General features: G+C 72.2%; 19 protein-coding genes. 3 read left to right on the forward strand and 16 right to left on the reverse strand.

What is annotated here, in order from left to right; translation table 11 throughout:
- Positions 1–115 precede the first annotated feature (115 nt).
- The 7 genes from FHS13_RS15470 to FHS13_RS15500 all read right to left on the reverse strand — a co-directional run bounded on the left by FHS13_RS15470 (position 116) and on the right by FHS13_RS15500 (position 8308).
- Positions 116–2959, reverse strand: a complete 2844-nt coding sequence (locus FHS13_RS15470) for a DEAD/DEAH box helicase (RefSeq protein ID WP_184292627.1) — start codon at positions 2957–2959, stop codon at positions 116–118.
- An 11-nt stretch (positions 2960–2970) separates the two neighbouring features.
- Positions 2971–3867 carry a diacylglycerol/lipid kinase family protein gene (locus tag FHS13_RS15475; RefSeq protein ID WP_184292628.1) on the reverse strand — a complete coding sequence of 299 codons (897 nt, stop codon included), beginning with the start codon at positions 3865–3867 and terminating at the stop codon, positions 2971–2973.
- Positions 3868–3978: 111 nt separating this feature from the next.
- Entirely contained in the window at positions 3979–4377 is a 399-nt protein-coding gene (locus FHS13_RS15480) for a DUF397 domain-containing protein (protein WP_184292629.1), read from the reverse strand.
- A 108-nt stretch (positions 4378–4485) separates the two neighbouring features.
- Entirely contained in the window at positions 4486–5337 is an 852-nt protein-coding gene (gene tatC, locus FHS13_RS15485) for a twin-arginine translocase subunit TatC (protein WP_184292781.1), read from the reverse strand.
- A 303-nt stretch (positions 5338–5640) separates the two neighbouring features.
- A complete protein-coding gene (tatA, locus tag FHS13_RS15490; protein ID WP_184292630.1) occupies positions 5641–5952 on the reverse strand; it encodes a Sec-independent protein translocase subunit TatA in 312 nt (103 codons plus the stop codon).
- 66 nt (positions 5953–6018) lie between these two features.
- Positions 6019–6201, reverse strand: a complete 183-nt coding sequence (locus FHS13_RS15495; RefSeq protein ID WP_184292631.1) for a hypothetical protein — start codon at positions 6199–6201, stop codon at positions 6019–6021.
- Positions 6202–6265: 64 nt separating this feature from the next.
- Complete coding sequence (locus FHS13_RS15500) at positions 6266–8308, reverse strand: helix-turn-helix transcriptional regulator (RefSeq protein WP_184292632.1); 2043 nt, start codon at positions 8306–8308, stop codon at positions 6266–6268.
- A gap of 106 nt (positions 8309–8414) precedes the next feature.
- On the opposite strand from FHS13_RS15500, the gene FHS13_RS15505 reads away from it, so the two are divergent.
- Positions 8415–9551, forward strand: coding sequence for a DUF3866 family protein (locus FHS13_RS15505; protein WP_184292633.1), 1137 nt, complete (start codon positions 8415–8417; stop codon positions 9549–9551).
- A gap of 130 nt (positions 9552–9681) precedes the next feature.
- On the opposite strand, the gene FHS13_RS15510 is transcribed toward FHS13_RS15505, so the two are convergent.
- The 6 genes from FHS13_RS15510 to FHS13_RS15535 form a co-directional block, all read right to left on the reverse strand.
- On the reverse strand, positions 9682–10695 hold the full coding sequence (locus FHS13_RS15510; protein WP_184292634.1) for a methionyl-tRNA formyltransferase: 1014 nt from the start codon (positions 10693–10695) through the stop codon (positions 9682–9684).
- 275 nt (positions 10696–10970) lie between these two features.
- Positions 10971–12086, reverse strand: coding sequence for an FKBP-type peptidyl-prolyl cis-trans isomerase (locus FHS13_RS15515; RefSeq protein ID WP_184292635.1), 1116 nt, complete (start codon positions 12084–12086; stop codon positions 10971–10973).
- Positions 12087–12248: 162 nt separating this feature from the next.
- Positions 12249–13607: a Pup--protein ligase gene (gene pafA, locus FHS13_RS15520; RefSeq protein ID WP_184292636.1), complete on the reverse strand. Its 1359-nt coding sequence runs from the start codon at positions 13605–13607 to the stop codon at positions 12249–12251.
- A 110-nt stretch (positions 13608–13717) separates the two neighbouring features.
- A complete protein-coding gene (gene prcA / locus FHS13_RS15525; protein WP_184292637.1) occupies positions 13718–14470 on the reverse strand; it encodes a proteasome subunit alpha in 753 nt (250 codons plus the stop codon).
- Between the two features lie 49 nt (positions 14471–14519).
- Positions 14520–15320, reverse strand: a complete 801-nt coding sequence (prcB, locus tag FHS13_RS15530) for a proteasome subunit beta (protein WP_420221854.1) — start codon at positions 15318–15320, stop codon at positions 14520–14522.
- A 401-nt stretch (positions 15321–15721) separates the two neighbouring features.
- A complete protein-coding gene (locus FHS13_RS15535; protein WP_184292639.1) occupies positions 15722–15925 on the reverse strand; it encodes a ubiquitin-like protein Pup in 204 nt (67 codons plus the stop codon).
- A gap of 1037 nt (positions 15926–16962) precedes the next feature.
- Between FHS13_RS15535 and FHS13_RS15540 the strand changes: the two genes are divergently transcribed.
- On the forward strand, positions 16963–18123 hold the full coding sequence (locus FHS13_RS15540) for a S1 family peptidase (protein WP_184292640.1): 1161 nt from the start codon (positions 16963–16965) through the stop codon (positions 18121–18123).
- Positions 18124–18194: 71 nt separating this feature from the next.
- Here the strand turns inward: FHS13_RS15540 and FHS13_RS15545 are convergent, their stop codons facing one another.
- Complete coding sequence (locus FHS13_RS15545; protein WP_184292641.1) at positions 18195–19811, reverse strand: amidohydrolase family protein; 1617 nt, start codon at positions 19809–19811, stop codon at positions 18195–18197.
- Between the two features lie 81 nt (positions 19812–19892).
- Complete coding sequence (locus FHS13_RS15550; RefSeq protein ID WP_184292642.1) at positions 19893–21188, reverse strand: MFS transporter; 1296 nt, start codon at positions 21186–21188, stop codon at positions 19893–19895.
- Between the two features lie 170 nt (positions 21189–21358).
- Here FHS13_RS15550 and FHS13_RS15555 point away from each other — a divergent pair, with 170 nt between their 5' ends.
- Complete coding sequence (locus FHS13_RS15555) at positions 21359–22888, forward strand: PucR family transcriptional regulator (RefSeq protein WP_184292643.1); 1530 nt, start codon at positions 21359–21361, stop codon at positions 22886–22888.
- A 28-nt stretch (positions 22889–22916) separates the two neighbouring features.
- On the opposite strand, the gene dop is transcribed toward FHS13_RS15555, so the two are convergent.
- Positions 22917–24434 carry a depupylase/deamidase Dop gene (gene dop, locus FHS13_RS15560; RefSeq protein WP_343065045.1) on the reverse strand — a complete coding sequence of 506 codons (1518 nt, stop codon included), beginning with the start codon at positions 24432–24434 and terminating at the stop codon, positions 22917–22919.
- Between the last annotated feature and the right edge of the window lie 153 nt (positions 24435–24587).

Here is a 24587-nt window from a genome sequence, read left to right on the forward strand (position 1 = left end):
CCTCCCATGATGACGTCCCCCCGAGCCCGTTTCGGCCACCGGGGTCCCCCAACGCACCCAACACACCGGTGTGCCCGGCTGTTCCGCACAGCCGGGCACACCGACACATGTCACGTCAGGTGAGCGAGGAGTAGGCCACCACCCCGCGCCGCACCAGGTCGGAGGCCTTGCGCGCGCTGGTGCGCAGCTCCGCGTCCCCGGTGGCCCCGGCGATCTGGCTCAGCATGTCCACCAGCATCTTGGCCGTGCGCACGAAGTCGCCGGCGGTCATGTCGGCCTGGCGCAGGATCTCGTCGAGCCGGTCGCCGCGCGCCCAGCGGTGCGCCGTCCACACGAAGCCCAGGTCGGGCCGGCGCAGGAACGACACCCTGTGGCGGGACTCGACCTCGTTGAGTTCGCCCCACAGGCGCACCATCTCGGCGAGGGTCTCGTCGATGCGCCCGCCCGGCAGGCGCGGGTAGGCGTCGTCGCCCCGGCGCGCCTCGTAGACCAGGGACGCCGCGCAGGCCGCCAGCTCCACCGGGCCCAGTCCGCTCCACACGCCCCGGCGCAGGCACTCGGCCACGAGCAGGTCCAGCTCGGAGTAGATCTTGCCCAGGCGCACGCCGTCGTCGGAGACCGCGTCGCCGGACAGGTACTCCAGGTCCTCCAGCACCCCGCACACCCGGTCGAAGGTGCGGGAGATGACGTGGGAGCGCCCCTCGACGCGGCGGCGCAGCCCCTCGGCCTCCTTCTTCAGCCGGTGGTGGCGCTCGGCCCAGCGGGCGTGGTCCTCGCGGTCGGCGCATCCGTGGCAGGGGTGCTCGCGCAGCTCGGCGCGCAGCCGCAGCACCTCGGCGTCCTCCCCGGCTCCGCGCCGGCCGCGCTCGTAGACGGGCTCGGTGCCCTGCTCCTTGAGCTTGTTGCGCAGGCTGGAGGCCAGGTCCTGGCGCGAGCGCGGAGACTTGGGCGAGAACGTCTTGGGGATGCGCAGGCGGCCCGAGGGCTCCACGGCGACGGTGAAGTCGCTGGCATTGACCCGTTTGACCTGCTTGTCCACGGTGAGCACCAGCGGCGCCGGAAGGTCGTGGCGCAGTCCGGGGTCCAGGACGACCGCGTGCCCGGAGTGGCGGCCCGAGGGGATGCGGATGATGTCGCCCGGGCGCAGCCTCTCCAGGGACTCCAGGGCCTCGTCGCGGCGGCGGGCCGAGCGCGTCCTGGCCAGCACCGACTCCCGGTCGCTCAGGGCCCGGCGCAGCCGGGCGTACTCCATGAAGTCGCCCAGGTGGCACTCGGCGGCCCGGGCGTACCCCTCCAGCGCCTCCTCGTGCTTGCGCAGCTGCTTGACCAGTCCGACCACGGAGCGGTCGGCCTGGAACTGGGCGAAGGAGGCCTCCAGCATGTTGCGGCTGCGCGTGCGGCCGACCTGGCCGACGAGGTTGACCGCCATGTTGTAGGAGGGTTGGAAACTGGAGTTGAGCGGATAGGTGCGGGTGCCGGCGAGGCTGGCGACGGACTCGGGATCGGTTCCCGCCTGCCAGACGACGACGGCATGCCCCTCCACGTCGATGCCTCTGCGCCCGGCGCGGCCCGTGAGCTGTGTGTACTCGCCGGGGGTGAGCTGGACGTGGGCCTCGCCGTTCCACTTGTCGAGCTTTTCGATGACCACGGTGCGGGCGGGCATGTTGATGCCCAGCGCCAGGGTCTCGGTGGCGAAGACCGCCCGGATCAGACCGCGCGAGAACAGGTGCTCGACGATCTCCTTGAAGGTGGGCAGCATCCCGGCGTGGTGGGAGGCGATGCCCGCCTCCAGGGCGCGCAGCCACTGGTCGAAGCCGAGCACGGCCAGGTCGGCGCCCGGGATGTCGGCGCAGCGGGACTCCGCGTACTCCCGGATCTCGTCGGCCTCCTCGGGGGTGGTGAGCACCAGCCCCGAGGCCAGGCACTGGCGGACGGCGTCGTCGCAGCCCGCCCTGCTGAAGATGAACGTGATGGCGGGCAGCAGGCCCTCGTCGTCGAGCTCGGTGATGATCGCGGGCCGCGTGGGCGGCGCGTACTTCGAGCGCGGGCGCATCGGCCCGCGGGCGCGCGACTGCGGGTGGCGGCGCCGGTGGGCGAGCTGGGTGATGCGGGAGTCCTCCTCCGCGATGCGGCTCAGGTACGGGTTGATCCGCAGTGTCCGCCCGCCGACGTGGATCTCGCGGGGCTGCCGGCCCTGGTGGCGGCGCTCGCGCCTGCGCTTGCCGCGCCGCTCCCCCCGCTCCGATTCCTCGTCCCTCTCCCCGTCCGTCTCCTCCTGCACCTCGGCGAACAGGCTGTGGAGGCGCCTTCCGACCATGACGTGCTGCCACAGCGGCACCGGCCGCTTCTCGTCGACGATGACGTCGGTGTCCCCGCGCACCTGCTGGAGCCACTCGCCGAACTCCTCGGCGTTGCTGACGGTCGCGGAGAGGGCGACCATCCGCACCGACTCGGGCAGGTGGATGATCACCTCTTCCCAGACCGCGCCGCGGAAGCGGTCGGCGAGGTAGTGCACCTCGTCCATCACGACGTAGGCGAGTCCGCCGAGCGTCGCCGAGCCCTCGTAGAGCATGTTGCGCAGCACCTCGGTGGTCATGACGACCACGGGGGCCTCGCCGTTGACGCTGTTGTCACCGGTCAGCAAGCCGACCCGGTCGGCGCCGTACCGCTTGACCAGGTCGTTGTACTTCTGGTTGGAGAGCGCCTTGATGGGCGTGGTGTAGAAGCACTTGGTCCCCTCCGACAGGGCCAGGTGCACGGCGAACTCACCCACGACCGTCTTGCCCGAACCGGTGGGAGCGGCCACCAGCACCCCGTGGCCGCTCTCGAGGGCCTTGCAGGCCCGGATCTGGAACGGGTCGAAATCGAACCCGTAGAGGCCCTGGAAGGCCTCGATGGCGGCGCTGGAGGTGCTCTGGCGCCGACGGAAGGCGGCGTACCGCTCAGCGTGACTACTCATATGGCTCCAGCCTATGAGGTCAGCTCCAACATCTCGACCGATATAGGCGCCACTTCGCACACCAGCGGCGGTTCGCCCATCCTCTCGCCGTCGGCGTAGGCGGCCCCCGCGTCGGCGCGGACGGTCACCGAGCGGCCGCGGGCGACGACGACCTCGTCCAGGTCGACGTGGCTGCCGTCGAAGACGCGGGGGAACAGGCGCAGGAAGCGGTTCCGGGAGCACTCGCGCACAAACACCACGTCGAGCAGCCCGTCGTCGGGCCGGGCGCCGGCGCACACGCGCATCCCTCCGCCGTAGGAGGAGGTGTTGCCCACCGCGACGAGCATGCCCGGCTCGGAGATGACGTGCCCGTCGACGTCGATCTCGTAGTCGAGGGGCCGGAGGGAGCGCAGCTCGGCCAGCAGGCCGAGCACGTATCCGGCGCGGCCGATGCCGAACCGGAAGCTGTTCACCCGCTCGTTGACGCGGGCGTCGAAGCCGCACGCCAGGACGCTGAGGTAGTGGCGCCGGGTGCCGTCGGCCAGGCTGAGGCGCACGGTGTCGGCCCCTCGGGTGCGCCCGCGCAGGATCGCGGCGGCCACGTCCCGCGCCGATCCGCAGGGCAGGCCGAAGGCCCGGGCGACGTCGTTCCCCGTCCCGGTGGGGACGACGGCCAGCGGGACCCCGGTGCCCACCACCCCTTGCAGGGCCTGGTGGACCAGACCGTCACCGCCCACGACCACGAGGGCGTCGGGGCGGTCGGCGGCGGCCAGGCGGGCCAGGCGGCGGCTGTCGGAGGCCGAGTCGCCGCCGTAGACGTGCACGTGGGCGCCCGCCTCACGCAGGGCGTCCTTGAGCCGGACAGCGGTGACGGCGGCTCGGCGCCGCCCGGACCTCGGATTGACCAGAAGGGCGATGTGGGGGGGCATGTACCGGTCCTTCGTTACACGCGGGGGGCGGGGGTGCGTACGGGACTGCGCGGGCCTCCCGCACGCCCCCGGTCGTGCTCGGCCCGGCGGCCGAGGCCGCGTCCCGGTCCCTCAGGTCTCCTCGCGCTGCCGGCGGCGGTACTCCTCCATCGCCTCGGGCGAGTTGAGGGGAGAGGGCACCCAGCCGACCTCGGTGTCGACCTCGCCGCGCTGGATGCGCCGCTCCTCCTCGGTCAGGTATTCCTCGGGGATGTCGAATTCGCCGTCGCGGGCGCCCAGGACGAAGGCCTCCCACTCGGCAGGGGTGAAGAACAGGGTGCCCTTCTCGGGGGACTTGCCGTCGCGCACGGCGCGGAAGCCGTCGTCGAAGGTGGCCACCTCCACGATCGCGGAGGACTCCTCCTTGGACAGCGAGGAGCGCATCCACACCGCGTGGGTGGTGTCGTGCCACTTCTCGTTGCCTCTGGCCTCGGGCGGGAGCTCCCGCCCCTCCCTGGTCTGCTCGCTCATCGGACCTTCCTCTTCCCGCGTCCGCGTCGGCTGCTGCCGGCTCTCCGGGCGCCTTCCTCGAGAAGGCGTACGGGTGCCACCGCCGACCTTAGCGCGGCGCGGGGGCCGTCAGGGGCGCTTGCCCGACTCTTCCTCGAAGTCGGGGCCCTCCAGCGGAGAGGGTGACTCGTCCAGGACGGAGGGGGTCTCGTCGAGCGCGGAGACCTCGTCGTCGGACAGCCCGGCGTAGGGATCGCTGCGTCCCTTGCGGCGGTCGTTGAGGAAGGCGAACAGTTCGGCGATCTCGAAGAGGATGATGAGCGGGATGGCCAGGGCCAGCATGGAGATGGGCTCGGCCGGGGTGATGACCGCCGCGATCAGGAAGGAGCAGAAGATGATGACCCGGCGCCACTTGGCCAGGGCGGCGTGCGGGAGGATCCCCAGCAGGTTGAGCAGCGACACCAGGAGCGGCAGGACGAAGCCGACCCCGAACATGCTCATCATGATGAGCATGTAGCTGAGGTACTCGCTGATGGTGAGGAACGTCAGCGCGTCGGGGGGCAGGAACCCGAACAGCATGGTCAGCGCGAGCGACGTGATGTAGTACGCCAGGGCCGCCCCCGCGGCGAACAGCACCGCGGCCAGCGGGGCGAAGATGTAGGCGTAGCGCTTCTCCCTGCCGTGCAGGGCCGGGGCCACGAAGGCCCACAGCTGGTAGAGCCAGAACGGCGCGGAGACGAGCGCACCGACGAACAGCCACACCTTGAAGGCGACGAAGAAGGCGTCGAAGGGTCCCGTGACGATGAGGGCGCAGCCCTCGGGGTCGACCGCCTGGGACTCGGGCAGCGAGCAGTAGGGCGCCTTGAGGAACTCCCACACCCAGTCGTAGGTCAGATAGCCGACCACGCAGCCCAGGGCGATGGCGATCATGGCCTTCCCCAGGCGCCCGCGCAGCTCACGCAGGTGGTCCATGAGCGGCATCCGACCCTCGGGGTTGGCCGCCCGGCGTCCGGACCTCATCGTGCGGTCACTCTCTTCTCCTCAGGGGCCCGCGCCGTCGGTTCGCGCGGGCATCCGTCCGACACGGCACCGCCGTGCCGTGTCCCAGGTCTTCGGCCGTGTGCCCGGGGTGTGTGCGGTGGATACCGCCTGTCGCGGGCGGTGTCCCGGTGCGTTCGCCGCCGGGCCGAAGGAGCCGTGGCCGTTCTCCGTCGGCCGACGGGAACACGGCGGAGGACGTGCCCGGGCCCCGCACGGCGGGGCGGGCGTCCACCGGTGGGCGCCCTAGCCGTTGTAGGGGCGGTGGGTGGGCTCGCCGGCCTCGTTGACGATGCGCTGGCCGGGAGGGAGCTGGGGGTAGCTCTGCTGGGGCTGGTGCGGCTGCTGGGGAGCGGGCTCCTGCTGAGGCTGCTGAGAGGCCTGCTGCGTCTGGGCGCCACCCTGCTCGTCCTCGTCGATCAGGCCCTTGCTCTCGGCCTTGAGAATGCGCGCGCTGCGCCCCAGGGAGCGGGCCAGGTCGGGCAGCTTCTTGGCGCCGAACAGCAGAAGGGCCAGGATCACCAGGATGGCGATGGTAGGTCCGTTGAACGGTCCCATGGTTCTACCTCTCTTCGGGGCGCGGCCAGGCGCCTTCGATGGTACGCGCACCGGCAGGCGGCACCGTCACCTCGCGCCACCTCCGGCCGTGCGCTCACGCAGCGCGGTGCTGCTCGTCCGGCGACCGACCGACACCCGTTCCACCTGCGACGACAGCGCATCCGCCGCGCGGTTCGCCCGCGCGACGAGGACACCTACGGCAGAGGCTCCCACCGTGACGGCAGCGAACAGGACAGTCAGGGCGATCACGCTTGTACTTTATCCCTTTCGTACCCTTCCGCACCCAATACCCCGGTGAACGTCCTGGGCTCACTCAGGCGACGGAATGGTCACGGCCCGGCTCCCCCTCCTTCAGGAGCTCCCCGTAGTGCTCCAGGGTACGCCGGGCCTCGGCCCGCGCCTCCTCGGCGAGCACCTCGGGAGCGGCGATGCGCCCGCGCGGCCCCAGCCGCAGGGCCAGGCGCACCACCCACTCGGGAGCGGGCGTGCGCAGCGTGGCCCGCAGGCCGCCCCCGGGCATCTCGGCCACCGACTCGCACACGTAGTCCTCCACCACCCAGTGGGCCGACGGCTCCAGGTCGAGGGTCACCAGGGCGTCGCGGTCCGAACGCTGGAGCAGGCCGCCCGAGAGGTCGCGCCGCCCCACCCCCTCGGGCACCTCGGCCGCGAAGGGCAGGACCGTGAGCTCCAGTACGCGGTCCAGGCGGAACAGGCGCACGTCCTCGCGCAGGTGGCAGTACCCCTCCAGGAAGGTGCGGCCGTCCTGGACGACCAGACCCAGCGGATCGACGTCGCGTTCGGTGACCTGGTCGAGGTAGCCCGACAGGTAGCGCAGGTGCAGGCGCTGCCCGGTCTCCAGGGCCTCGGTGCACCGGCGCCGCGTCGCGGCGACCTGCTCGTCCTCCTCCACCCGGACCTGGACCGAGTCGGCCAGGGAGCCCAGGGCCGAGCCGGCTGCCGAGCGCAGCTTCTCGCCGACCCTCTCCAGGGCCCCCGAGCCCAGGCCCTCGGGCAGGGACTCCAGCAGGGACAGGCCCACGACCAGGCTGGCCGCCTCGTCGGCGGTCAGGCGCAGCGGCTGGGCGAGGGTGTCGGCGTTGCCGATGATGATCTCGCCCGTCTCCTTGGCCGCGTCCAGGTCGACGTCGATGAGGTCGCCGGGGGTGTAGCCGGGCAGACCGCACATCCACAGGAGGCTGAGGTCGGACACCACCTGCTTCTCGGTGAGACCGAAGTGCGCGGCCACCTCGGGCACGCGCACGTCACGTCCCAGGGCATAGGGCACCAGCATGAGCAGGCGGCGCAGCTGGTCGGCCGAGCGCGGGCCGCGGGAGGGGGCGCCGCCCTCCCCGCCGCCCTCCGCGGGCACGGGGGTGCCCGAAGGCGCCTCGGCCTCGGCGACGGCGGACATGTGGGCGACCATCGCCTCCCGCGCCTCCGCGGGCTCGTCCACGACGGCGCGCGAGCCGAAGGAGGCCACGTGCTCCACCAGGTCCGGGACGTCGGTGTAGGGATACTCGAGGGTGTCCCAGCCCGTACCCGAGCCGTCACGCTCGCCGGGTACGACGCGCCGGGCCCCGCGGCGCAGCGCGTGGGCCGCATCGGTACGCACCCTCAGCACCGCGGTGAGTTCGGGATCGGCCCTGTGCCCGGCGACCACCGAGCGCAGGTCCACCCCCTCGGGGACGACCACGTCGGGCCCTCCCCGCACGATCTCCACCGCGCCGCGCACACGGCCGAGTCGGAAGACGCGCCGGGCCCCGCGGTGGCGGTCGTGGCCGACCACGTACCAGTGCCCGTGCTGGTTGACCACGCCCCAGGGCTCGAGCTCGCGGCGCTCGGCCCGCACCTGTCCGGGCTTGCGGTAGTCGAAGGCGATGGGCCGGCGATCGCGGACCGCCTGCCAGACCGGACCGAAGGCGGGCTCGTCGGTGCGCATGGCGGGGGTGAGGCCCGGAGCCGCGTCGGTGTCCACCGGCACCCCGGCCGAACGCAGCTTGAACAGGGCGTTGGCGGCGGCCTCTCCCAGGGCCGCGTGGCGCCAGGCCCGTGCGGCCAGGCCCAGGACGAGGGCCTCGTCGGGCAGCAGCTCGATCTCGGGCAGCTCGTAGTCGGCGCGGGAGATGCGGTAGCCCTCCTCGCCGCTGACGGCGTCCCCGGTGCCGACCTGGATGGGGATACCGCTGTCGCGCAGTTCCCGCTTGTCGCGTTCGAACATGCGCTTGAACGCCTGCTCGCTCTCGGCCTCCGCATACCCGTGGACGGTCGCGCGGATCTCCTGGGCGGTCAGGTGTCGCCGTGTGGACAACAGGCAGATGACCAGGTTCAGCTGCCGTTCCGTCTTCTTGCGCGACATGGTCCGCAACCCCTTCGTCAGCCCGCGCCTCGGTGCCCGTACCGGGATCGGGCCGACTGGCGCGTCCTCCCCGTCCCGGTTCAGGAACGACGGTACCGTGCCGAGCATGATCCGGTGGCGCCGCGGCGAAGTCCTTCAGCTCCTCCCCTCCTGGCCCGGGGTCGCGGCCTGCACGGTGGCCGTCGAGGCGCCGGAGGGCGGACCCTCCCCCGGCGGGGCACCGGTGCGGGCACTGGCCTACACCGACCTGGTCGGCTCGCCCCGGGAGGGCGACACGGTCCTGCTCAACACCGGTGCGCTGGACCTGGGCCTGGGCACGGGCGGGTACGCGATGGTGGTGGCCCTGCCCGACCGGCTGCCCCCCGATCGCCGGGGACCCGGCCACCTCGTCAAGGCCCGCTACACACCGCTGCAGGCGACGGTGCTGGGCGCCGACGAGCAGGACTCCCCCCACCACGCGACGCTGCGCGCCGCCGCGGGGGTGCAGGGGATGCCGGTGGTGGTCGCCGACCTGCACTCGTCCCTGCCCGCCGTCCTGGCGGGGATCCGCGCCGCCCGGCCGCAGGCGCGCGTGGCCAACGTGATGCTCGACGGCGGCGCCCTGCCCGCGGCGTTCTCACGCCTGCTGGGAACCCTGCGCGAGGAGGGGCTGCTGGCGGGCTGCGTGACCACCGGACAGGCCTTCGGCGGTGACCTGGAGGCGGTGACCGTGCACTCGGGGCTGCTGGCGGCCCGCCACGTGCTCGGGGCCGACATCGCCGTGGTCTGTCAGGGGCCGGGAAACCTGGGCACCGGAACCCCGTGGGGGTTCTCCGGCGTGGCCTGCGGCGAGGCCGTGAACGCGGCGTCGGTGCTGGACGGGCACCCGGTGGCCTCCCTGCGGATGAGCGAGGCCGACCCGCGCGAGCGGCACCGGGGGATCTCGCACCACAGCCTGACCGCCTACGGCCGGGTGGCCCTGGCCCCCGCCGACGTGGTGGTCCCGGTACTGCCCGGGGTGTTCGGCGCGACCGTGCGCGCCCAGGCCGAACCGCTGGGAGCTCGGCACACGCTGGTGCACGTGGGTGTGGAGGGCCTGGAGGAGGCCCTGCTGGACCTGCCGGTGAAGCTGTCCACCATGGGCCGCGGGTGGGAGGAGGACCGCGCCGCCTTCCTGAGCGCCGCCGCCGCGGGCCGCCACGCCGCCGCACTCGTCCGGCACGGCGACCGGCAGGGTCCGCCGGCCCGGTCCTGCTCGCCGTGACACCTGCCCCGGCGGCGCCGACGCCGGCGGTGCCCGGGGGCGCGGTCACCGCGGGCCGGACCGCGTCCGCCGCACCGGCGCTCTTTCCGCCCGGCCCGACGGGCCGTGTTCGGCGCCGCTCGCCCCCGACTCAGGCCCGCAGCAGGCTCTCGTGGCCGGGCGCCTGGCCGGGGACCGGCGGGTGCAGGGTCGCGGAGACCGTCGTGGGCGAGGGCTCGTCGAAGGAGGCGCCGGGGCGGAACATCGCCAGCGAGGTCGGTTCGGCCCGCACACCCTCGTCCACCCGCACCGCGCTGGGCACGAAGACGCTCCCGTCCCCGCAGGAGACCCCCCACCGGCGCCCCTCCCCCGCGGCGACGATCTGCCCCGGCGCGCCACCGGCCAGGTCCGCGTCGATCTCTCCACCGCACAAGGTGATGCGGGCTCCCCCGAACAGTGCGAACGCTCCCGGGTAGGGGTCGGCCAGCGCACGCACGAGCCGGTCCACGTCCGTTCCCGAGGCGGTGAAGTCGATACGCCCGTCGCTGGGGCGCCGGAGCGGCCACACCGACGCGTGCCCGCTCTGGCGCCTGCGGGGCGCGGTACCCGCGAGCAGGCCGTCCAGGTGGCGGACGAGCAGCTCACTCTGCAGGCGCGCGACCCGGCCGTACAGGCCGGTGGCGGTGATGTCGGGCTCGAGGTCGAACCAGGACTGGTCGACCACGTCGCCGGTGCACATGCCGCTGTCGAGGTGGAACAGGGTGACGGCGCTGGAGCGCATGCCGCGCAGGATCGTCCAGGGCAGGGGCGCCCATCCGCGCCCCACCGGCAGCGGGGACGGGTGCAGGCCGACCCCGCCCAGGGGCAGGGCCGCCAGGGTCCGCTCGCGGACCAGCTGCGACCACCCGGCCACCACGAGCAGGTCGATGCCGTGGGAGGCCAGCGCCTCACGCGTCTCGTCGGAGTTGAGGTCGGCCGTGCTCAGGTGCGGCAGGCCGGAGCGGCGGGCGATCTCCCCGTAGTCGGCGTAACCGCACCTGTGTGCGAGCTCGGCCGGGTAGGACACCACGAGGGAGGGCGGCCGCCCTCGCGCACACAGCTCCTCCAGGGCCGGAACCCCGAGGCCCAGCCCCGACACGTAGCAGTAGCGTCGCCGCTCCGACATGAGTCCCCCCTCGTCCGGTCGGCCGGTCCCCCGTCCGACTCTACGTACCGCTCGGGCGGCGTTCGGGGAGGTCGGAGGGCTCTGCGTGTCCACCCGCGATGCCGGGATCACCGCCGGCGCCGCTCTCCGTACCGGGGCGGCCGCGTCCGCCCCGGCGCCCCCGAAGGGCACCGCGGCCCTGCCCACGCCCCGGGCCCCGCGGGCCTCCCGGACAGCCCCGGACAGCGCTGCGCCCCCGCGGAATCTCCGCGGGGGCGCAGCATGCTCGGGAGCGGTCACTCCTCGGAGGACTCCTCCTCGGCGGGCTCGGCGGAGGCCTCGGCGTCCCCACCCTCCTCGGCAGGCTCCTCCTCGGCGGGCTCCTCCTCGGGCGGGGGCGGGTTGTCGTAGGCGCCCAGGACGTCCACGACGAAGACCAGCGTGCCCGCCGGCGCGCCCATGGCCTCCTCCTCGCTCTCCCCGTAAGCCATGTCGCCGGGAACGACCAGGAGCAGGCGGCTGCCGACCTTCTGGCCGACGATGCCCTCGTCCCAGCCCTCGATCACGGCACCGGCACCGATGGTGGTGTCGAACGGCGCCCCGCCCCGGCTCCAGGTGGAGTCGAACACCGGGTGCTCGCCGTCCTCGTCGGGTGCCCACGGCACACCGGTGTACTGGACGATGACCTGCTGGCCCTCCTCCACCTCGGCGCCCCCGCCCTCGATGAGCGGAACGACCTGGAGGTCCTCCGGGGCATCGCCCTCGGGAACCTCGATGACGGGCTCGCTGTGGCCCTCCTGGACGACGGTGGGCAAGCCGTCGCCGCCGTCGGTGGTCTGCTCGCCCGGCACGACCGCGCCGGTTCCGTGGCGCGCCATCAGGTCGATGATCAGCACGCTGGCGCCGGCGGGGGCCTCCTGGCCCGCGGCCTCGGCCTGCTGGGCCTCCTCCTCGGTCAGCGGGGGGAAGACGTACACGGCGCGGCTGCCCACGGACCGGTTGACCAGGAGGTCGGTGATCTGCTCGGGCATCTCGCCCATGCGGATCAGGTCGGGGGCCCCGGTCTCGTAGCTGGACTGACCCTCGACCGCCTCTCCCTCACCCGGTCCGGTCCACTGGTACTGGACCACGTTGGCGACGAGCAGGTCGTCGGCGCGCACCAGCTCGTCCTCGCCCGACCCCTCGGCGACCACGCCCGCGATCTCCTCCTCGGGGGGTTCGATGTCGGGGAAGGTGATCTCGGGTGCCTCCCCCACCTCGCCGGTGACGGTGGGCAGCCTCGAGTCGAGGTGGTCCTCACCCATGCGGAGGAAGGCTGGGGTACGCCACTCCTCTGGGATGTTTCCGCAGCTGGAGACCGCCAGCGCAAGGGCGGTCAGGGGCACCGCGAGGGCGGCGGCACGTCGGCGCATCAGTCACAACCTCTGGTTTCCGGCACGGGACGAAGCCACACTACCGAAAAGAGCGACCGTAACCACCGCCCCAAAAGTGGGACATTGGTAAGAAAAATTCTGCGAGTACGCGACGGAACCGGGTTTCCCGGCGGCCGGAGTACCGCCGGGTCCCGGTTCCGGTCACATCCCGGCGATGAGCTTCTCCACCCGTTCGTCGACGGACTTGAAGGGGTCCTTGCACAGCACGGTGCGCTGCGCCTGGTCGTTGAGTTTGAGGTGCACCCAGTCGACGGTGAAGTCGCGCCGCTGCTCCTGGGCCCGGCGGATGAACTCGCCGCGCAGGCGGGCGCGCGTGGTCTGGGGAGGCACCGACTTGGCCTCGAAGATCTTCAGGTCACCGACCACCCGGTCCATCTGGCCGCGGTTCTGCATGAGGTAGAACAGGCCGCGGTCGCGGTGGATGTCGTGGTAGGTCAGGTCGAGCTGGGCGATGCGGGGCGAGGACAGGGACAGGTCGTGCTTGGCCCGGTAGCGCTCCAGCAGCAGGTACTTGGCGACCCAGTCGATCTCGCGGGCGACCGCCTCCAGGTTCTGGGTCTCGACCGCCTCCAGGGTGCGCTGCCACAGCTCCAGCACGCGTTTGCCGGTGGCGTCGGTGCCGTGGCGGTCGACGTAGCTCTGCACCTTCTCCAGGTACTCGCGCTGGATCTCCAGCGCGCCTGCCTCGCGGCCGTTGGCCAGACGCACCTTGCGGCGGCCGGTCATGTCGTGGCTGATCTCGCGGATCGCCCGGATCGGGTTCTCCAGGGTGTAGTCGCGCATGACCACGCCGGCCTCGATCATCCGCAGCACCAGGTCGGTGGAGCCCAGCTTGAGCAGGGTGGTGGTCTCGCTCATGTTGGAGTCGCCGACGATGACGTGCAGCCGGCGGAACCGCTCGGCGTCGGCGTGCGGCTCGTCGCGGGTGTTGATGATGGGGCGGGAGCGGGTGGTGGCCGAGGAGACGCCCTCCCAGATGTGCTCGGCGCGCTGGCTGACGCAGTACAGGGCGCCGCGGGGGGTCTGCAGGACCTTTCCGGCACCGCAGATGATCTGCCGGGTGACCAGGAAGGGGATGAGGACGTCGGCCAGGCGCCCGAACTCGCCGTGCCGCCCCACCAGGTAGTTCTCGTGGCAGCCGTAGGAGTTGCCCGCGGAGTCGGTGTTGTTCTTGAACAGGTAGATGTCCCCGGCGATGCCCTCCTCGTGCAGGCGCTGCTCGGCGTCGATCTGCAGCCCCTCCAGAATGCGCTCGCCCGCCTTGTCGTGGGCCACCAGGTCCACGAGGCTGTCGCACTCGGGGGTGGCGTACTCGGGGTGGCTGCCCACGTCCAGGTAGAGGCGGGCGCCGTTGCGCAGGAACACGTTGCTGCTGCGCCCCCAGGAGACCACCCTCCGGAAGAGGTAGCGGGCCACCTCGTCCGGTGACAGGCGCCGCTGCCCCCGGAAGGTGCACGTGACCCCGTACTCGTTCTCCAGCCCGAAGATCCGTCGTTCCACGCGGCCTCACCAACTTCCCGTCGCCCGGTGCGGACGGCGGGCCGCGCCGTCCACACCCGCCCGACCGGTGCGGCGCCAGGGTGCGCCGCACCGTGTTCATCGCTTGCAGGTCACTCGTCGGCCTCGTCCTCGGTGGTGGTCCCGCCGCCGGAGGCGGTCCCGGCGGCGCCCGCGGCCTCCTCCAGGAGGGAGGCCAGGCGCCGGCCGCGGATGCGGCGGAACTTTCGGTGCTCGCGCTTCCTCTCCAGGACGGCGACCTCCAGGTTGGCGGCCTCCGGTCCCTGGTCGCCGCCGTTCTCGCGGGCCAGGGCGCGGGTGGCCGTGCCGAGGGCCTCGCCGAGGGTGGCGTCGGGGGAGAAGCGGTCCTTGAGCGCGGTGGAGACCTGCTCCGCCGAACCTCCGACGGCGACGAAGCGCTGCTCGTCGACGATGGAGCCGTCGAAGGTGATGCGGTAGATCTCGTCCTCCGCGGAGGTGTCGCCGACCTCGGCGACCACGAGCTCGACCTCCCAGGGCTTGAGGCTCTCGCTGAAGACCGTGCCCAGGGTCTGGGCGTAGATGTTGGCGAGCTGGCGGCCGCTGACGTCGCGGCGGTCGTACTGGTACCCGCGCACGTCGGCGAACCGGACGCCCATCAGGCGCAGATTCTCGAACTCGGGGTAGCGGCCGACCGCGGCGAAGGCGATGCGGTCGTAGAGCTCGCTGATCTTGTGGAGGGTGCGGGACACGTTGTCCGCCACCAGGAGAATGCCGCCCTCGTACTGCAGGACGACGGCGCTGCGGCCGCGCGCGATGCCCTTGCGCGCGTAGTCCGCCTTGTCCTTCATCTGCTGTTCGGGGGCGACGTAGAACGGCATCGACACCGCGGATCGTTTCCTTACCTAGTCGGGAGATGTCTGTGTGGCGGGACGGTCAGCCCAGCCGGGCCGTCGGGCCGTCGGGGTGCTCGGAGCGCCCCTCGACCACCTCGACCGCCAGGCGCTCGACCTCCTCGGCCGGCAGGCGTCGGTGGCCGTCCTCGGTGATGACGTCGACGAGGGGGAAGATCTTGCGGTGCAGGTCGGGGCCGCCGGTGGCGGAGTCCTCGTCCGCGGCGTCGTAGAGGGCCTCCAGGGCGACCTTGACGGCCTCGGTCCGGGTGAGGTCGTCGCGGTAGAGCTTCTTGACCGATCCCTTGGCGAAGACCGAGCCGGAGCCGACGGAGTGGTAGCGGCGCTCCTCGTAGCGGCCGCCGACCGCGTCGTAGCTGAACACGCGGCCCTCCTCGGTGACCTCGTCGTAGCCGACCAGGACGGGGACGACGACGAAGCCCTGCATGGCCATGCCGAGGTTGCCGCGGACCATCTGCGCCAGCTTGTTGGCCTTACCCTCGAGGGAGAGGGGGCGGCCCTCCATCTTCTCGTAGTGCTCCAGCTCCACCTGGTAGAGGCGGGCGAGCTCGATCCCGATCCCGGCGGAGCCCGCGATGGCCACCGCGGAGAACTCGTCGGTCCGGAAGATCTTGTCCATGTCCCGGTTGGCGATGACGTTGCCCTGGGTGGCCCGGCGGTCGCCGGCCAGGAGGACACCCCCCGGGAAGGTCAGGGCGACGATGGTCGTCGCGTCGGGGGTGAGGTGCTCGGCCCCGCCGCCCTGGGGCGGATTGTGCCCGGGCAGCAGCTCGGGGCTGACCGCACGGACGAACTCGGTGAAGGACGAGGTTCCCGCACTCATGAAAGCGGCGGGCAACTGTCCGCCCTCGAACCCTTTGAACACGCGATTCCCTCCACTGGCGACCCGCCCCGGTGTGGGGGACGGGCGGGGCGCCTGCATTGTTCCTGTGTGCTGGTGGCAGGCCGCTCGGCGGCCTCTCGACTGACCCTAGGGCATGTCCGGCGGATACCCACTCTGCCGCGTGGCACCCCGGTGCGTTCCCCGCCGCTCCCCCGCCGACCGGCGGGGGAGCCGCCGGGATCGCGGAGCACCCGCGGCGGGGGCGGTTCCTCTCCGGCCCCGCACGGAACGCACCGAGGCCCCGCCCGCGACGGGCGGCACCCACCGGACACTCCCGGTCGTATCCGCGGCAGCGCCGACCGCGCCTTCGGCCGGCTCCCGGCGGACCGCCGCGCGGGGGGCTACTGCCCGCCCTTCTGCACGAACTGCCGGACGAAGTCCTCGGCGTTGCTCTCCAGGACGTCGTCGATCTCGTCGAGGATGTCGTCGACCTCCTCGTCGAGGTCCTCCTTGCGCTCCTGGACGTCGGCCGACGCCTCGACCTCCTCGACATCCTCGTCGCGGCGCGAGGCGTGCTTCTGGCCGCCGGTGTCCTTCGTCGCCATACCTGATACCTCCCGTTCGGAGCCCTCGCCCTTATCTTGGCCCAACACCGGGCGCCTCAACCCCTTTCAGGGAGCCCGATACCTCTCGGAGACCTCACATCGCGCACTGTGTGCGCCCGTACGCGCGCCACCGACCGCTTCCAGCGCCCGGACGCGCCACCGGGGAAGGGCGGCGGAGCCCTCTCTCCTCCGGGGCGGAAGCGGCCGCATCCGGCCAGACGACACCTCTTGACACGCAGCCAGGACTTCCGGGCGAACAGCGGCTCCACGCAAAGAAGCAGGTCAGCGGCCCACTCGAACCCACTGCGGCCTCTTTGCAAGTCGGGTGATCCGACTTTTCCTTCATCCCATGAATAAAAGCTTCATTTCCTTCTTCTTCCCTCGACAGTAGGAACCACGTAGAGTCGGAAATTGTTCACCCTGAGTCCCCAGCTGGGGACAGGCAGTGAAATTCCCGGGGAAGGCGTTCCTGTCCGCCACCCCGGAAGCCGGCCCCTGGTCCGACCCCGCCCCGCTCGGGGCCGGACCCGGCGAAGCCGCACCCGCCCGCGCTCGGCACCGCGGCGGAGCGGCGCGGGCCGGAGACGGAACCGGGGCGCACGCGGTGGGAACCCGTGCGCCCCGGCGACCACCCGCCGAGATCTCGCCTCCCTGACCTCGCGTGTTGCTTCCATGTGTCCACCCGGTTACACATGGCACTCGGTTCCGTGTCCGCATCTGGCCACTTTGCCCCCCTTGCTAAAAGGGTCCTGTTACCGCCGGTAATTTCCCGAACGCGCCAAAGATGCAGGTTGTCAATACGCGACTACCTACCGCCATGGCGGCACCGCGTTTCATGGGATGATCCCCTGCGGCCTTGAATGATCTTCCGGCGACCTGGGGCTTTCCCTCACCAAAGTGTCCACTTATGGTTTGGAATCGTTTACCGAGCGTCTTGGTGAACGTCGGGTGGCGGGACAACCCACCACCCGAACGGAGCCTTCGCCCACCGGCACGGGCTCCATTCCCCCGTCAACCCCCCCTGGAGAGTAGGGATCATGAAACCCTCCCCCGTTATCTCCGCCGTCGGCATGGGTGCACTGGCCTTCGGCCTGTCCCTGGGCATGACCCCCGGTGCCTACGCCGCGACCGCCCCCGCCCCCCAAACCCCCGTCGCCGACGACAGCGCCGACAGCATGCTGGAGGCACTGGAGCGCGACTTCGACCTGACCACGAGTGAGGCCGAGGCGCTCCTGGAGGCCCAGGAGGCCGCCCAGGAGATCGACGCCGAGGCCACCGAGGCCGCCGGCGCGGCCTACGGCGGCTCGCTGTTCGACACCACCACCCACGAGCTCACCGTCCTGGTGACCGACGCCGACGCCGCCTCCGCGGTCGAGGCCGCCGGCGCCGAGGCCAAGGTCGTGGAGTACGGTGCCGAGGGCCTGGCCGAGATCATCGAGTCCTTCGAGGCGGCCGACCCCGACGCCGGCTTCGTGGGCTGGTACCCCGACGCGGCCTCCGACACCGTCGTCCTCGAGGTCCTCGAGGGCAGCGACGCCGACGTCTCGGGCCTGCTGGCCGAGGCCGGCGTGGACGCCTCCGCCGTCGAGGTCGTGGTGACCGAGGAGGCCCCGCAGCTCTACGCCGACATCATCGGCGGCCTCGCCTACAACATCAACGGCAGCAGCCGCTGCTCGGTCGGCTTCCCCGCGACCAACAGCTCCGGCCAGGCCGGCTTCGTCACCGCGGGCCACTGCGGCCGCGTGGGCGCCTCCGTCACCATCGGCAACGGCCGCGGCACCTTCGAGCGCTCCGTCTTCCCCGGCAACGACGCCGCCTTCGTGCGAGGCACGTCGAACTTCACCCTCACCAACCTGGTCTACCGCTACAACAGCGGCGGCTACCAGTCCGTGACCGGCACCCAGCAGGCCGCCATCGGCTCCGCCGTCTGCCGCTCCGGCTCCACCACCGGCTGGTACTGCGGCACCATCCAGGCCCGCAACCAGACGGTCCGCTACCCGCAGGGCACCGTCAACGCGCTCACCCGCACCAACGTGTGCGCCGAGCCCGGCGACTCCGGCGGCTCCTTCATCTCCGGCTCGCAGGCGCAGGGCGTCACCTCCGGCGGCTCGGGCAACTGCCGCACCGGCGGCACGACCTACTACCAGGAAGTCACCCCGATGGTGAACTCCTGGGGCGTGCGCATCCGCACCAGCTGACCCTCCCCTCACCCTCACGGCGTCCCCGTCCGCGCACCGCGCGGGCGGGGACGCCCCGTGTGCGGGGTCCCTCAGTCCTCGCGCCGGTGCACGACCTCGCCGTCCAGAACGGTCATCCAGGCGTCGACCCGGCGCAGGTCGTCGGGCGACAGGCCCTCGACGTCGCGGTCCAGGACCACCACGTCGGCGAGGTGGCCCTCGCGCAGCATGCCCAGGCGGTCCTCGACCCCCAGCGAATGGGCGGCGTCGAGGGTGTGCGCGCGCAGCGCCTCGTGCAGGGTGACGGCCTGGTCGGTCCCGATCTCCAGTCCCTCGCGCGTCGTGCGCCCGACCGCGTTGGCCACCGTGTCCATGGGCCGCAGGCTGGAGACGAAGGAGTCGCTGGAGAGCACCGGGCGCAGCCCCAGGTCGATCTCCTCTCGCATCGGCTGGAGCCGGTGCGCACGCTGCCCCAGGCGGCGCAGGAAGTCGCCACCGCTGTCGTGGAGGAAGTTGGGCTGGTTGACCGGGATGACCCCGAAGTCGGTGAAGCGCTTGGCCTGCTCCCGCGTCGGGTAACCGCAGTGCTCCACGCGCGGGCGCGGGTCGGGGCCCGACACGCGCACCGCCGAGGCGATGGCCTTCAGCGTGTGCTCCATGGCGGCGTCGCCCTGGGTGTGGATCGCCACCTGCCAGCCCTCCCGGGCGGCCCGGGTGACCAGGTCCACGAGCTGGTCGGGGTGGTGGTAGAGGCTGCCGGGGAACTCACCGTGCTCGCCGTAGGGCACCGAGAACTTGGCGGTGCCGCCCAGCAGGGTGCCGTCGGAGTAGAACTTCATGCCGCTCAGGCGCAGCCAGTCGTCGCCGAAGGGGCCGGCCAGCCCCACCGCGGTGAGGGAGTCGAGCTGGTGGGACAGGGGCATGCCGAAGGTGCGCAGGGGCAGGGTCCCCGCGGCGCGGGCGGCGCGGTACACGCGCAGCTCCCGGGCCGAGACCTGGGGGTCGCACACCGTGGTGACACCGGCCGACAGGTAGGGGCCGGCCGCGTCGGACAGCCACCCCAGGAGCTGCTCGGCCGGCAGGTCGGTGTGGAAGTTGGGCCCGTGGCAGCCGATGTCGACGGCCAGCGGCAGGAGGAGCTCCATCGCCGCGTCGGTGACCATACCGGTCAGCCGCCCGCCCTCGTCGCGCAGGAAGGAACCGCCGACGGGGTCGGGCACGTCCTCGCCGATACCGCTCCAGGCCAGGGCCGCGGAGTTGACCACCGCCTGGTGCCCCGAGACGTGGTAGATGATCACCGGGTGCTCGGTGGTGGCGCCGTCCAGGTCGCGGCGGGTCGGACGGCCCTCCGGGTACTTGGCGTCGTCCATGGAGAAGCCGCGGATCCACTGGCCCGGCGGGGTGTGTTCGGCCTCGGCCGCCACCAGGGCCACCAGGTCGGCCACGCTGGTCACCCGCGGGTAGCGGGCGTCCAGTGCCGCCAGCGACTCGGCCGTGGACAGCAGGTGGTTGTGGGGGTCGATGAACCCCGGCAGGACGGTGCGTCCGCCCGCATCGACCTCGACCGCGCCCGGTCCCGCGGCGGCCCGCGCCTGCTCGGCCGTCCCGACCGCGCGGATCCGGCCCTCACGCACGGCCAGGGCCTGTGCGCGCGGCTGGGCGTCGTCCATGGTCAGGACGGCGGCGTTGTGGATGAGCATGCCGGACACGGCGGTTCCTCTCCTTGCGAGTTGTGGTGTGCGCGGCCCGGAGGGCGGGACGTCCCGCCCTCCGGGCCGGGTGGTGCCGCCTCAGGCGACGGCGACCTCTTCGTCGGTGTGGCGGGGGGCGTAGGCCAGGCAGGCGATGGAGACCGCCGCCATGGCCATGAGCAGGCCCACCACGGGCAGGATGCTGCCGGTGGCCGCGTACAGGGCGGTGCACGCCAGGGGCGACAGGCCGCCGAAGATCGCGCCCGCGACCTGGTAGGCGATGGAGATGCTGGTGTAGCGGGCCCGGGGCGGGTACATCTGGGCCAGCACGCGGGCGATGGGGCCGTAGACCGCCGCCATGGCCAGGCGCATGAGGCAGAGCATGAGGAAGACCAGCGCGACGCTGCCGCTCTCCAGAACCAGGAACTGCGGCAGGGCCAGCACGATCACACCGACCAGGCCGATGACGACCACCCGCACCGTCCCGAAGCGGTCCCCCAGCCAGGAGACACCGAGCGTGGCCACCAGCTCGACGAACGCGGCCAGGCTCAGGCCGTTGAGGATGACCTGCTCGCTGATGCCGGTCTCGGTGACACCGTAGGCCTGCAGGAACGTGGTGACGATGTAGTAGCCGCCGACGGCCACCGGCAGGACGCCGATACCCAGCAGCAGCGGCCGCCACGAGGTGCGCAGGGCCTCGCGCACGGGCAGCTCGGCGGTGCGGTCCTGCTCCTGCACCGCGGTGAAGACGGGCGATTCCTCGACCTTGAGGCGGATGAACAGGCCCACCAGGACCAGCAGGACCGAGGCCAGGAAGGGCAGGCGCCAGCCCCACGTGTACAGCAGGTCGGCGTCCCAGGCCGTGATGAGGCTGAAGGAGCCGGTGGCCAGCAGGGCGCCGGCCGGGTTGCCGAGCTGGGCGAAGGAGCCGTAGAAGGTCTTGCGGTTCTCGGGGGCGTGCTCGACCGCCATGAGGACGGCACCGCCCCACTCGCCGCCCACGGCGATACCTTGGACGAACCGCAGCACCACCAGCAGCAGGGGCGCCAGGAAGCCGGCCTGCTCGTAGGTGGGCAGCAGGCCGACGCAGAAGGTCGCCACACCCATCATCAGCAGCGTGGTGACCAGTGCCGACTTGCGGCCGATCCGGTCGCCGAAGTGGCCGAAGAGCAGGCCGCCCAGGGGCCGGGCGAAGAAGCCCACGGAGAAGGTGGCGAAGGAGGCCATGAGGCCGACCAAGGGGTCGGTGCCCTCCGGGAAGAAGAGCGTGCCGAACACCAGGCTGGCCGCAGTGGCATAGATGTAGAAGTCGAACCACTCGATGGTGGTGCCGACGAAAGCCGCCACTGCCGCACGCGCAGGATGCGTGGACGTGGGGGCGGTCCGCTCAGACATGGATACTCCGTTGGCACGTTCGGCTGGAAAAACCCGCAGGCCACAACCGTTAGTTCAGGTGTGTATGTGACGGTAGACACTCCTGGGACACCTACGGGGAGCCATCACGCACACTGTGAGCTGTAACAAAAGTGCATGTTGCACACCAACGAGGCGGAGGGCAGGGACAGATGCCGATCACGGTCCGGGACATCGCGGCCGCGCCGGACCTCCAGGTGTTCCCCGTGGCGGGGTTCGCGGGCCTGGACCGCACGGTGCGCTGGGCCCACGTCACCGAGCTTCCCGACCCGGTGCGCTGGCTGCGCGGCGGGGAGCTCGTCCTGTCCGTGGGCCTGGGCATGGGGACCTCGGAGGAGGAGAGGCGGGCCTACGTCCGCCGCCTGGACCGGGCCGGATGCGCCGGCCTGGCCTTCGCCATCGACGTGTGGTTGGGCGGAGACATCCCCGCCGAGATCCTGGAGGAAGGCGAGCGGCTCGGCTTCCCCGTCATGCGGGTGGAGGGAGGAACCTCCTTCATCTCCGTGGTGGAGGCCGTCGCCGACCACTACGCGGCCGAACGCGTACGGGCCCAGTCCCGCGTGCTGTCGTCCCAGGACGCCATGGCCCGCGCGGCACTGCGCTCGGGGCCCGCCGGGGTGATGCACGAGCTGGCGGCGGCCACCGGAGGCGCCTGCCTGCTCCTGGACCGCAACGGCATGACCAGCAAGGCCGTCCCCGACACCGAGCCGCCCTGGCACTCCCTGGTCCGCGAGGCGCTCGCCGGCGGCAGGCAGGCCCGGGGAATGCGCATCCTCGCCGACGGCCCCGACTCCGTACTGCTCCAGACCCTGGGGACGACGGGCCAGATCCTGGGCTGGCTGGCCCTGCACTGCGAAGGACGGCCCAACGCGAACGTGCGGGTGCTGGCCAACCACGCGGTGTCCCTGCTGGCGGTCGACCTGCTGCACTCACGCGACACCCGCCGGGCGCTGTTTCGCGAACGCGCCCCGCTGCTGCGCGCGGCGGCCCTCGGCACCCCGACCGGCGTGCCCCTGACCCTCCCTCCACCGCCCTGGGAGGTGGTCTGCTACCGGCCCGCCGGGGCGTCCCTGCAGGACGAGGCCGCGGACGCGCTGGTGGACGTCCTGGGCGACACCGACGCGGCCCGGCGCGCGGGGCTGTGCCTGCTGGAAGGCGTACTGGTGGCGGTCCTGCCCGACACCGGGCACCCCTACGCGGGCGAGCGCCTGCTGGAGCTGCTGTCCGCTCACGGGGAGGGCCCCCGGGCCGCGGGCGCCTGCCGCGCACGCGGCCCCTCGGAGCTGGCCTCGGCGGTGGAGCGGGCGCACCACACGACCCTGGCCGTCAAGAGCGGCTACCGCCACGCCGACGAGGCCGACGCCTGGGCGCTGCTGCGCTCCTCCGTCCCCGCCGAGGGGGCGCGGGCCTTCACCAGCGCGGTACTGGGCCCGCTCTCGCACCACGACGAGCGCAACGGCACCGACCTCGCCCACACCCTGCGCCACTACCTCGACCACAGCGCGCACGTGGAGAGCACCGCCCGCAGCCTGGGCCTGCACCGCAACACGCTGCGCTCACGTCTGAGGGCGGCCGAACGGGTCCTGGGCCGCTCCCTCCAGGACCCCCGCACCCGCCTGGAGCTGTGGACCGCGCTCAGCCTCGACCCCCGCCCCTGCTGCGACGGCGGCCCCCGGGCCTGAGGCGCCTCAGAGGCGCCTCAGAGGCGCCTCAGCCGCCGCCGGTGAGGACGGCGACGAGCTCGGCGGCGGTGTCGCAGGAATCCAGCAGGGCACCCACGTGCTCCTTGGTGCCGCGGCGGGGTTCCAGGGTGGGGACGCGCTGGAGCGAGTCGTGGCCGGGCAGGTCGAAGATGACCGAGTCCCAGGAGGCCGCCGCCACCGAGTCGGCGTACTTGTCCAGGCAGCGGCCGCGGAAGTAGGCGCGGGTGTCCTCGGGCGGCTGGGTGACGGCACGCTGCACCTGCGCCTCCTCCAGCAGTGTCCGCATGCGCCCGCGCGCCACCAGGCGGTTGTAGATGCCCTTGTCGGTGCGCACGTCGGAGTACTGCAGGTCGACCAGCTGCAGGCGGGGGTGCGACCAGTCCAGCCCGTCGCGCGAGCGGTACCCCTCCAGGACCTTGAGCTTGGCCACCCAGTCCAGTTCGTCGGCCAGGCCCATCGGGTCGGTGCCCAGCCGGTGCAGGACCGACTCCCAGCGGTCGAGGACGTCGGCGGTGTCGGGGTCCACGTCCGTGCCGTAGCGGTCCTCGACGTACTTGCGCGCCTGGTCCAGGTACTCGCCCTGCAGCTCCAGCGCCGTCATCCGGCGGCCGTCGCGCAGCCGCACCCGGTGGGTGAGGCCGGGGTCGTGCGAGACCGCCCGCAGATCGGCGACCGGCTTCTCCAGGGACAGGTCCTCGCTCAGAAAGCCGTCCTCGATCATCGACAGGACCAGGGCCGTGGCGCCGAGCTTGAGGTAGGTGGCGATCTCGCTCATGTTGGCGTCGCCGATGATCACGTGCAGGCGCCGGTATCTGTCGGGATCGGCGTGGGGCTCGTCGCGCGTGTTGACGATGGGCCGCTTGAGCGTGGTCTCCAGGCCGACCTCGACCTCGAAGAAGTCGGCCCGCTGGGAGATCTGGAAGCCGCTCCCGTGGCCGTCGGTGCCGATGCCGACCTTGCCCGCGCCCACGACCACCTGGCGGGACACGAAGAAGGGGATGAGGTGCCGGACGATGTCGCCGAAGGGCGTCGACCGGTGCATCAGGTAGTTCTCGTGGCAGCCGTAGGAGGCGCCCTTGTTGTCGGTGTTGTTCTTGTACAGCTGGATGGGGTCGATCCCCGGGGTGGCCGCGGCACGGGCGGCCGCGTCCTCCATCACCCGCTCCCCCGCCTTGTCCCACAGGACCGCGTCGCGCGGGTTGGTGACCTCCGGGGCGGAGTACTCGGGGTGGGCGTGGTCCACGTACAGGCGCGCCCCGTTGGTGAGGATGACGTTGGCCAGCCCCAGGTCCTCATCGGTGAGCTGTGTGGGGTCGGCGGCCTCACGCGCCAGATCGAAGCCCCGCGCATCACGTAGCGGGTTCTCCTCCTCGAAGTCCCAGCGGGCCCGCCGCGCCCGGGCGGCCGAGGCCGCGAGATAGGCGTTGACCACCTGCGTGGAGGTGACCATCGCATTGGCCCCGGGGTTGCCCGGCACGGAGACCCCGTACTCGGTCTCGATGCCCATAATCCGCCGCACACTCATGCTGAGAGGTTATCCACCCGTGCTCGGTCTTGAACTTCTTTGCGATGATTGTGGCCCAAGTGCCGTCTTGCCGGGCGTTTCGCACGGCCCTGGCGCGTCGCCGCAGGTCAGGGAACGGCTCCGGGGCCGGCCGCACGGCCGGCCCCGGAGGGC

Source organism: Nocardiopsis algeriensis (assembly GCF_014203695.1).
In the GTDB taxonomy this organism is placed as follows: Bacteria; Actinomycetota; Actinomycetes; order Streptosporangiales; family Streptosporangiaceae; genus Nocardiopsis; species Nocardiopsis algeriensis.